Source organism: Pseudoalteromonas sp. SG44-1 (assembly GCF_014164315.1).
Lineage (GTDB): Bacteria > Pseudomonadota > Gammaproteobacteria > Enterobacterales > Alteromonadaceae > Pseudoalteromonas > Pseudoalteromonas rhizosphaerae.
In genome coordinates this window covers 1-10,702 of record NZ_JACJEW010000088.1, presented here as the reverse complement: position 1 = coordinate 10,702, position 10,702 = coordinate 1, and the positions used below count along the sequence as shown (strand labels likewise).

The window sequence follows — 10,702 nt, the reverse complement described above, 5'->3', positions numbered from 1 at the left end:
ATTTAATTACAACACACAATAGCAAGCATGAGTTTGCTATTGTGTGTCGTAATAAAGTACATACCTACTCAATTAATTTGCTAAAACTATCCCGCTCTTCATAAATAAAAATAAAACCATACCAGCAAAAGTATTATTGAATTCTCACCTAAACAACGCATTAACTTATCTATGTCGCAAACAAGGTTACCCACACTTTCTTACAACTTAAAACAACAACACACAAAGCCCACACATATTTTTTCAATTTTGACCGCTATGATAATAACTTATCGACATGAACATAAATGGAATCATCTCATGAAAAAAAGCTTACTCATCTTTTTATTACTTTCCGGCTGTGCATCACAAGGCATTGACCGTAATGATCAAAATCAAATGGTTAAACGCTATTACGCTACTGTAGGGTCAATGCAGCAAGTAACGCTATCATCTGAGGTAGGTACAGGCATCGCAGCAGGCGCAGGCTTCGGCTTCGTTGACAACCTAGATGGTAATACTGAAGAAATGGTAGGCGGCGCAATTATTGGCGGCCTCGTCGGGGGCTTATTTACTGCCCTGTTTGAAGGCGGAAATACCGCATACCAGTACAACTTATACGCAGCTAACGAAGGTGACTTTACTGTTATTCAAAAGCACAAACTAGATAAAAATACGCAATGTGTAGTAGTAAATGCTGGAGGTAAAGTAACTCTAGAGCCTGTAGATAACGCATATTGCGAACCAAGCCTAAGCACGAATGAAAAAGCCAGCATTGCTAAATAGCGCTTTAGCAATGGCATAGTAAAGTTGCTAGATCTACACTAATAACTTTTTCGAACAATATTAACTTATAGCAATATTGTGACCTCTTTTTAGCTATTTTGTATTTAGTTATAAAAAGAGGCTGCTCGAAGCAACAGCCTATAATTCTAACTACACTATCTAAGGTGCCCGCTTTCAACAATAGGCGTAACCCAATATTTTAATGGGGTGTATTGGCACACAGGGCTTAATGCCGTTTTAATTGTTTGCAGCTGCGCTAATAATATATGCACCTCAAACTGATAAAAACTGCGATGCCCTTCTACTTGCTCGGCAATATCAAATTCACTGTGCTCTTTACTGTAGCCTTCAATGTTTTTTAATTTAAAGCCGGTAATGCACTCTATGCTAATTAATATATCAACCACTTCATCTTTTATGTTTGTGGGTACATTTAGGGTAAAAAGTAACTGTTCAGCCATGTTTTTTCTCCAACCAACCATAAAAGATAGGTAATAAATAAAGTGTTGTAATTGTAGAGGTAATTAACCCGCCAATAACCACAATCGCCAATGGCTTTTGAATCTCAGCGCCGGGGCCGTTGGCAAATACCAGTGGCAGTAAACCAAACATTGCGGTTGTGGCTGTCATTAACACTGGGCGAAGGCGTCTGCTTGCGCCATCTAAAATGCGCTGCGTTACATTGGCAGAAAACATTTTCATTTGCTCAAAGTAGCTGATCATCACAATACCATTGAGTACCGCTACGCCAAGTAAAGCAACAAAACCAACCGATGCAGGCACCGAGAGGTATTCATTACTAATAAATAGGGCAATCACTCCTCCCATTAATGCAAACGGAATATTAGCAATTATCAGCGTTGATTTAGATAAGGATTTAAACGTGGTAAATAAAATAATGAAAATCAGTATTAATGCCACAGGAATAAGCACCAGCAAGTTTTGTGTTGCACGTTGCTGGCTTTCAAATTCGCCACCAAACGACAAGGTAAAACCACTGGGTAACTTTATGCTGCTATTAATTTTAGCTTCCAGTTCATTTACATAACTAACCACATCGCGGTTATCCACATTAACGCTTACAGAAGCAAAGCGCTTTGCTTTTTCTCGCTCTATTAACAATGGCCCCGTTTTAAAGCTAATATTAGCCACCTCTTCAAGTGGTAGTAGGCTGTTGTCGGGCATTAAAATTAGCTTTTGCTTTAATGCGCTCATTGACGATAACTCAAAGTGTGCTGCGCTTTCGCCTTTTTGTGCATTAAACACAATTGGGATCACGCGGTTTCCTTCTTGCAGTGCCGATACCTGTAGGCCTTCTAATTGCGACTTTAAATAATCGCTTAATCCTTCGGTGGTTAAACCAAACTGACTGGCAACCTCAGGAATAAGTTTAATATTTACGTATTTACCCCCTTCAATAAGCGCCATTTGCACATCACTTGCGCCGTCAATATTAGTGGCAAGTGCAGTGACTTTTTCAGCTAATGAGGCAAGTGTCGCAATGTCATTACCGAATACTTTAATCGAAATATCACCGGTGCCACCGGTGAGCATTTCTGATACCCGCATTTGTATTGGCTGAGTAAAGCCAATATTTACTCCTGGAAATTGCGCAAGTGTTTGTCGAATATCCTCGATTAGCAGCACTTTGGAGTCAAAACGCCACGTATCTTTTGGCGCTAATTCCATAAATACATCGGTTTCGTTTAACCCCATAGGATCAAGCCCGAGTTCATCGGAGCCGGTACGGGCAACAATTTGTACGATTTCTGGGGTGTTTTTTAACAGTGTGGCTTCAATTTGTTTATCGATATCCAGCGAGGCTTGCAAGGAAATACTCGGCGATTTTTCCAGTTGCACAATAATGTCGCCTTCATCTAAAACGGGCATAAAGCTTTTACCAAGCCCCTGAAATAACACCCCACTGAGCACTAAAACAGCAACTGATATAACACTTATTGCCACCGGCTTTTTAATTGCACGGGCAAGTGTTTTAGTATAAAAACCTTGTAATAATGTGACCATTTTAGGCTGGGTTACGGGTTCATTTTTTAATAACAATGAGGCTAAAATTGGAATAACCGTTAACGACAACAACAGCGCACTAAGCATGGCAAACACGATAGTGAGCGCCACTGGGGTAAATAACTTGCCTTCTAACCCTGTTAGCATTAATAGCGGTGAAAACACGATAATTATAATGATTGTGCCTGAGAACACTGGCGCCGCGACTTCTTTACAGGCGCGATAAATAACATGCAGCCGAGGGAGGTGCTGATTATTAGCCAACCGATTCACTATGTTTTCAACAATAACTACCGATGAGTCCACCAGCATACCAATGGCAATCACTAAGCCACCTAAACTCATTAAATTAGCCGATAAATCAAACTGCTTCATCATTATAAATGTCAGCAATGCCGACATAGGTAAAGACAAAGACACCACCAATGAAGAGCGAATATCACCTAAAAACAAGGCAAGTAGCACTATCACTAAAATAATCGCTTGGCCTAGTGCGCTGGTAATGGTGCTAATTGCGGTATTTATTAAGTTAGAACGGTCGTAAAACACATTAATTTTTGTGCCTTGCGGTAATGACGCTTCAATGGTGCGAAGTTTATCTTTTACATCTTCAACAACTTGCGCTGTATTACTATTTTTAAGCGCAATTATAAGCCCTTGTACCGCCTCTTCACTGTTTTTAGTAACTGCGCCATAACGGGTTAAACTGCCAACATGTACCGTGGCAATATCACTTAACCGAATAACCTTATTTTGAGTCGACTTAATCACGGTATTTTCAATGGCGGTTATATCGGTGTATTTGCCCTCAGTGCGCAAAATTAAGGTGTCGTTGCCTTTTTCTAAGCGCCCTATGCCACCGTTTTGATTCGTTTGCGTGATTGCCAATTTCATTTCATCAAAGCTGACTTGATGCTGTTGCATCAATAAAGTATTGGGAAGTATTTCATAGGTTTTTGAAAAGCCGCCAAGGCTATTTACATCAGCAACGCCGGTTACAGTGCGCAGTAATGGACGAATTTGCCAATCTAAAAGCTCTCTTTTTTCAATCAACGATAAGTGAGTGCTTTCTATGGTAAACATGAACACTTCGCTCAAAGGCGTGCTCATTGGCGCCATGCCGCCACTAATATTACTGGGCAAGGTGGGCAAAATATTTAATAAACGCTCATTAACTTGCTGACGCGCCCAATAAATATCGGTGCCCTCTTCAAAGTCAATGGTAATATCGGTAATAGAATACTTAGTGGTAGAGCGCAGCATTTGCTGTGAAGGAATACCCAGTAATTCGGTTTCAATCACCCGTGTTACTTGCGATTCTATTTCAAGGGCGTTCATGCCGGGTAATTTGTAAACTATTTTAACTTGGGTGGGTGATATTTCTGGAAAAGCATCCACCGGAATACTTAACCAAGATTTAGCACCAATGGCCATAGCAACAATAACAAAAATACTAACAAACAAACGCTGAGTAAGTGAAAACTTAATAAGCTGGTTTAACATTTACTCTCTCCCTAAGTGAAGCAACATACCTTGGAGCGCACTTACCGAGCTAATTAGTACCTGCTGATCATCTAGGTTTTTATTGGCAGTAAATACATAGTCTTTTCCTTGTGTACCCTTGAGCTCAATCGGCAGTAACTCAAGCTTATCGCCAGACTTTAAAGCAATGTAATTAACATCTTCAAATTCAAACACCGCTGACTTTGCTATTTTAAAGCCCGTTAATTTATTTACCGGTGTGACTTTGATAGTTTGCCCCAGTGTAAGCTGGCACTCATTTGAGCTTGGCGACGCCCACACAATTTGATGGTATTTATCTGCAATACTGTCATAGCTCTCAATATTTAAGCTGCAACTTTGTGACAGCTTGAAATGCGCTAACGTGTTGGTAAAACTAAGAGGGACTTTAATCTTAACGCGAATACTACTTGCATCGATAATATCAAACGCGGTGTCACCCATCACACGGTTTCCCGACTCATTAGTGAGTTTTAAAATGCCCGTTTTTGGACTCACTAAGGTCACGTTTTCATTATCATCAATGTTTAAAAATGCCATTTGATGTTGCATATGTTCAAAATTTATCTTGGCTTCAAAATAGCTTTTTGTGATTTCAACCCATTCAGAACTTCTTATTATTTTGTTTTTTAAGTGTTGTTGGTTTATGTCGTAATGGCTTTTAGCAATAGCGAGCATGTCTTTTGCTGATTGATAGGCATCTAAAAAATGGTGTACATCACTGCCCTCAACGCTTGCAATAGTGGCGCCCTTTTCAACCATGCTGCCGTTAGGGTATAAGTAACGAACCTGCTGTACATCAAACGCAAACAGCACCGTATAATTGACCCCAGGTTTGAAATTAACTTCACCAATTAAACTTTGCCCGTTAATAAACTCTGTTTTTTGAATCGGCGCAAATTCAACATCAAAACCACTGAGTGACGAAAGCCCTACAGGTGCTAAATTTTGCGAAGCAAACACAGGATTAAATGTTAATAAAGTCACCGTAAAGAAGAAAAATAACGTATATTGAATACGCAAAAAATGACGCATTTTTTTTGTAAAATTTAACAGCATTTCGTTTGTTCACATTTGATTAATTTTATAGAATCAACCATGACTTTTTTAGACGGTTAAATCATCAGGCAAACGCCTTAACGTACCCAAAAAAAGCGAAAATTACGCTATGGTACATTTGTCCATTGTATTTATAAAGCATTGATAATAGAGGCTTTAATGAGAGACAAGTTAATAGCAGCCACCTTGTTAATAATAATGGTGCTAAACTTTTTTGATGTACTAACGGATATACATTTAGGCGTGCCGCAGTGGCATATTTTTTCTGAGGGCTTAATCGTCGTCATTTCTGCAGCCTGTGCTATTTACTTAATTAGCGATATTCGTGCGCGTACTGCCAATATTAATGCGCTGAAACAAGAATTAGTACATTCAAAAAAAGAACTTAAAAACATATCACAGGCAATGATGGATGCGCGTCATGAATACAGCGGCGTTATTCAAACCCAATTTTCACAATGGACATTGACCCGCAGTAAGTAAGAAGTCGCGATATTGTTACTTAAAGGCTTAAGCTTTAAAGAAATAAGCGCACTAAGAAGCACAAAAGAAAAAACCGTTCGTCAACAAGCGTCCGATATTTACAGCAAAGCCGATGTAGAAGGCCGACATGAGTTTGCTGCATGGTTTTTAGAAGACTTTATGCAACAAGGACAATACCAACCAACAAGTTCAAGCCTCAATTAATTGAAAAGCTACAAAGGTGAGGCCTCAGGTTATTTCTATAGCTTTGCATCCGCTGTGCATCAAATCTTAAGGAATAATTAAAAACCTTAATGATTATCTCTGTGTAAAACTAGATGAGTTCATTTTTACTATGACAACCATTGCTCAACTTAGCAAAAACATAACCCCCTACAGCCCCTGCAAGCAGCTGCATATAAAAACCCCAGCCTCTTGCGCCCGCTATAATAGTGATATTCATAATTGACTCAATAGCAATTAAAGCCGTAGCAAACGCCACAATACCCGCAATTACAAATAATTGCGCACCTTGTTTTTTAACTTTTTTAGCAATAAGCCAGGTAACCAAAAACGCGATGGCAAGTGCAATAGCAATAATAGCGCCATAGGTCGGTAGCAAGCCGAGCCAATCTTCAAGGGTTAAGTTAACACGGTCATTAAAGCCCACCACAACACCCACATTAACTAATTGATTGACAACGTATTGACTATGAAACAAGCTAGCGAGTGTAAATGTAAGTAACCAAGAAACTAAAAATGAAGGGAGTATACGTGTTAAAAACGACATGGTTATCTCAACTTAAAATGAAACTTTTTTCTTACAGTAGCAAAGGCTTGCAGGGTAAACAATCTCTACGTTGTATTACTCTACTCTCGCTTTTAGCGTTTTCTTGTAACGCCAGTGCCGAGTTACCAAAACAGCAATACACTGCTGATACCTTAGCAACGGGACTCAATTCACCGTGGAGCATGGTTAAACTCCCAAACAATACCTGGTTAGTCACAGAACGTGATGGTCATATTGTTATCATTAAAAACAACCAACAAACCCAAGTTAAACTAGATTTCGAGGGCTTATACGTTGCAGGCCAAGGCGGCCTACTCGATATAGTGCTTTCGCCAAATTACAGTGAATCAAAAGAAATTATATTCACTTACGCTCAAGGTGAGCTTGATGCAAACAGGCTCGTTATTGCCAAAGCTACGTTTGATGGTGCGCAATTTTCAACGCCAAAAATTATTTATAAAGTTGCCACAGATAAAGACACACCGCAGCATTACTCTGGCCGCGCTCTTGTACTACCCGATAATACCTTATTATTTTCAAGTGGCGATGGCTTTGACTACCGTGAGCAAGCACAGGTTATGACCAGTCAACTTGGCAAAACATTACGCATAAACTTAAACGGCACGATACCAAACGATAACCCATTTATTAATCACAAAAATCCTGCTGCTCATGCTGTGTACTCACTCGGGCACCGTAACTTGCAAGGCTTGGTTTATGATTACGATACACAGCAAATTGTTAGCCACGAACACGGCCCCGCAGGCGGCGACGAACTAAACTATTTAACCCCAAGCACCAATTACGGCTGGCCGGTGATCACCAACGGAGATGATTACTCACAAGCACGTATTTCACCGTTTAGAGAATACCCTGGAATGGCTAAACCAACGGTTGATTGGACGCCCTCAATCGCCCCTTCTGGCATGGCTTATTATGGCTCAAAGCATTTAGCTTTTCCCTCACTACAACAGCATGTGCTAATCACTACGCTGGTCGATAAAAAGCTCTACAGCGTTAATTTAGCGAATGGTGAACTTACCCAGACTCATGTTTTACCAGAGGTAACTGGGCGTTTGCGGGATGTATTTGTTACAACCGAGGGTAATATCGCGGTGTTAACCGATGGAAAAGATGCAAAATTGCTGCTGATAACGCCAAAGTAAGCAGATTATTCAATCAGTGTGCTGTTGAGATGACAAGGTTTTTCTTTAACTGATTTAATGCGGGAAAAAATATATTTTTCCATATCATTTTAGTTGTCACCGCATTGGAAATGAGGATTATTATATTTTACTGGGGTGAATATGCAGGTGAAGGAAAAAGAAATACCTGTTCTGTTCTCTTGTTTTTGTATATTCCGATCGTTATCTATCCCATAGCAGGAACATAATGTCAGTACTTGAAAGCTCTGCAGAGGCCATTAAATCTGCACTAATTAAAGGTATTTCTAATGAACCACAACATATAAAATACTTCATTATAATCATCAAAAATTATTCGCCTATTCAGCTTTGGATCGAAAATTACAGAAAACCATATCAATTAGTATTTTCAGCTTTCAAAGCTTCTAATATTTTGACCATTACAAGATTAATAGATTTAAAATATCGCCATATTTTATCGCCGTTTCCTATGCAAATAGTTAAACAACCTTTGTGTTCTAAGAACAGACTATAGCATCATAAAATGCACGGGTAATTTGATGGGAATATATTTACTGAGGTGTTTTAGCTAAAAAAACCATGCACATAAACTAATAAATCATTATGCACATGGCTTAATTTTAATTAAAGAGCATTTTCTACAGTATCTTGTAGAGCTTTTGCGCGATCTTCAATTTGGTTTTCTGCATTGGCAATTGATGAATGGTTTAATGTCAACACGCCATTGCTGTATGAAGAGTATTTATTGGCATTGCTGATATCACCAATATTTTGAATAACAACTTTTTTCAAATCGTCTTGAATTGCTTCTTGAGAAAAGCTATCAGCACACATTTTGCTGAACGCAATAATCATTGGCTCGAAGTAAATTTGAGTCCAAGTCTGACTATAAAGATGAGCATAATTATCAACTGACAAACTATCCCAATCAATTTCTATTTCAAATTCAAATTTTGCAGCATCAAAAACTTTTTTCTTTAGATCTTCAAGGTTGTTTTCTTGGAAATCTCTTGCTGCTTTTTTCTCTTTAAGTCCCATTATCATTCCTTATTTTGAGTTGAAAAGTACATATAAAAATTTGAATAAATCAGAATACGTTGTTTATTCCGTTTTCAATTTTTGTTTGAAGTTCAGCCGGAAGCTCACCTTCAAAATTGAATCTCACCAAAATTGTAGAATTCGTTTTTTTAAAGCGAACGCCATCTCTTGGCTCATTTTTAATATAAAAATCGGTTATTTGACTAATATATTCTTTACTGAAGTCATCATTAGCAACAGCCATAAGAGTATCACCAAGCACTTCTAGAATAGCTTTAATTTTGTCAGTGTTTTCAGCTGACACTTCATCAATAGTGAAATTAAAGTCAAGCCCATGAGTGTTATTAAGCGCAGACTTAATTAAAGTTACAGACGTTTCAATATCATCTGCTTTAAATGGAGATACTAGTTTAATCGGTTCTTGGCCTAATAAAAAGCGCTCATGCTTTGCGAAATCATAAATAGAAATATTTACAATACTATCTGTATCAATAAAAGAAATTTCACGCTCTTTATCAGTTAGCAATACCATTTTAATTTCAGGGTCATATTTTATAAAGAAACCAGAATAGCGATTATTGTACCTGTCAGCGACTATAATGTGAAATTCTGTGTCATAGTCAGTTTTACTTTGTTGAAAGCGTTCTAATAACTGCTTAGGAGATGCTAAAACGATATTGTTGATATAGTTATCCATGACTACTCATATTCCTTCTTAAATGTAATCATTATTTCAATAATGCAGTGAGCGGTTAAGAAAAGTCAAAATATAATTTGAAATTTCTTAATTGGATTATACATTTATATGATTAATAAAACATGAATAAATATTCACGAGGCAAGTCCTTCTGCTAACGCATAACTCACCTATTGAGTCATGCGGGGATCACACTTTGTAAATAAACACTATTTATGACCTAATACATAAATTTCATTATCTTAAACTTACTATGTCACTCTTCTCACATTTAGAGCTCGTCAAAGACAATCGTTCACATATAAATCAGCATAATAATTTATTTGATGTGCTTTTTCTGATTATTACTGCCGTCAAATCGGGGGGGGGAAACTGGTAAAACATTGATGTATATGGTGATAGTAAGCTTGATCAGTTAAGGGGATTTCGCTCTTTCGAAAATGATATACCCACTCGACATAGTATTGCTCGGATTTTTAGAGCTGTTGATACTGACTTATTACTACTGCCGATGTACAGCTGGGTCAATCAAAACCGCGTTAAATCAGCCCATCCTATCATTGCCTTCGATGGCAAAACTATTCACGGAGCAAGTAAACACATTGCTGATAAATCACACCTTGTCTCAGCAGTTAATTGTGAGGCAGGTCTCACGTTATTCCACCAAACAGTTGGCAGTAAGACAAATGAAATACCGACAGTTCGGGATTTATTGTAAATACTCGACATCAATAACACCGTCATTACATACCAATTGGCAACTCTAAACTGTGTTCGGTAGGTTGTGGTGTTATAGTCATTACTTTAACGCCATTAGGTGATTCAAAACGATGCCAAACCCCCTTTGGAATTACCAACATTTGACCTGAAAATAATGTATTGCGCTGCTCGATTTCCCCGTCTAAAAGAATCAAGGTCGTTTCACACCGAGAACCTGAACGAACTCGTCACCTATTGGGTGCCTTTCCCACTCACTCGACCCAGAATAATTTGCTATGTATACTCCACCATCTCTGTATTCAGATAAAAGAGCAAATGCATTTTTTGCTTCTTCTTCGTAAGCGTCTAGCAAAATGCACCTGCCAGTAACTCGTCAAAATGATTAAGCTATTTCCGAATTTCAATGAGGAGATAGCCATGAGAAAAACACGTAGCCTTGAACAGTGGCGCAGTATTATC

10 protein-coding genes and 2 pseudogenes are annotated in these 10,702 nt (G+C 38.4%); 5 read left to right on the top strand and 7 right to left on the bottom strand.

The features are described 5' to 3' along the window. Positions 1–300 precede the first annotated feature (300 nt). On the top strand, positions 301–765 hold the full coding sequence (locus tag H5187_RS21925) for a hypothetical protein (protein ID WP_182719378.1): 465 nt from the start codon (positions 301–303) through the stop codon (positions 763–765). 155 nt (positions 766–920) lie between these two features. Here H5187_RS21925 and H5187_RS21920 read toward each other — a convergent pair whose 3' ends face one another. From H5187_RS21920 to H5187_RS21910, 3 genes are read right to left on the bottom strand one after another with little or no spacing between them, the layout of a single operon-like run. Then, entirely contained in the window at positions 921–1,226 is a 306-nt protein-coding gene (locus H5187_RS21920; RefSeq protein WP_182798365.1) for a DUF3240 family protein, read from the bottom strand. Then, on the bottom strand, positions 1,219–4,293 hold the full coding sequence (locus tag H5187_RS21915) for an efflux RND transporter permease subunit (protein WP_182798364.1): 3,075 nt from the start codon (positions 4,291–4,293) through the stop codon (positions 1,219–1,221). The genes H5187_RS21920 and H5187_RS21915 overlap by 8 nt, the downstream gene beginning before the upstream one ends. After that, positions 4,294–5,346, bottom strand: coding sequence for a hypothetical protein (locus tag H5187_RS21910; protein ID WP_259401758.1), 1,053 nt, complete (start codon positions 5,344–5,346; stop codon positions 4,294–4,296). Positions 5,347–5,529: 183 nt separating this feature from the next. On the opposite strand from H5187_RS21910, the pseudogene H5187_RS21905 reads away from it, so the two are divergent. Beyond that, a pseudogene (locus H5187_RS21905) lies at positions 5,530–6,057 on the top strand (helix-turn-helix transcriptional regulator). Between the two features lie 109 nt (positions 6,058–6,166). On the opposite strand, the gene H5187_RS21900 reads toward H5187_RS21905, so the two are convergent. Next, a complete protein-coding gene (locus H5187_RS21900; protein WP_182719381.1) occupies positions 6,167–6,622 on the bottom strand; it encodes a hypothetical protein in 456 nt (151 codons plus the stop codon). Here H5187_RS21900 and H5187_RS21895 point away from each other — a divergent pair. Continuing rightward, a complete protein-coding gene (locus H5187_RS21895) occupies positions 6,607–7,788 on the top strand; it encodes a PQQ-dependent sugar dehydrogenase (RefSeq protein ID WP_182798362.1) in 1,182 nt (393 codons plus the stop codon). The two genes, H5187_RS21900 and H5187_RS21895, sit on opposite strands and share 16 nt — an antisense overlap. Positions 7,789–8,014: 226 nt before the next feature. Next, complete coding sequence (locus H5187_RS21890) at positions 8,015–8,302, top strand: hypothetical protein (protein WP_182762046.1); 288 nt, start codon at positions 8,015–8,017, stop codon at positions 8,300–8,302. Positions 8,303–8,412: 110 nt separating this feature from the next. Here H5187_RS21890 and H5187_RS21885 read toward each other — a convergent pair whose 3' ends face one another. Next, positions 8,413–8,826: a hypothetical protein gene (locus H5187_RS21885; protein WP_182719383.1), complete on the bottom strand. Its 414-nt coding sequence runs from the start codon at positions 8,824–8,826 to the stop codon at positions 8,413–8,415. Positions 8,827–8,875: 49 nt separating this feature from the next. Then, on the bottom strand, positions 8,876–9,523 hold the full coding sequence (locus H5187_RS21880; RefSeq protein WP_182719384.1) for a hypothetical protein: 648 nt from the start codon (positions 9,521–9,523) through the stop codon (positions 8,876–8,878). A 253-nt stretch (positions 9,524–9,776) separates the two neighbouring features. Between H5187_RS21880 and H5187_RS21875 the strand changes: the two are divergent. Further along, a pseudogene (locus H5187_RS21875) lies at positions 9,777–10,238 on the top strand (ISAs1 family transposase); the annotation flags it as partial. Between the two features lie 28 nt (positions 10,239–10,266). Here the strand turns inward: H5187_RS21875 and H5187_RS24775 are convergent. Next, positions 10,267–10,437, bottom strand: coding sequence for a hypothetical protein (locus H5187_RS24775; RefSeq protein WP_259398565.1), 171 nt, complete (start codon positions 10,435–10,437; stop codon positions 10,267–10,269). Positions 10,438–10,702 lie beyond the last annotated feature (265 nt).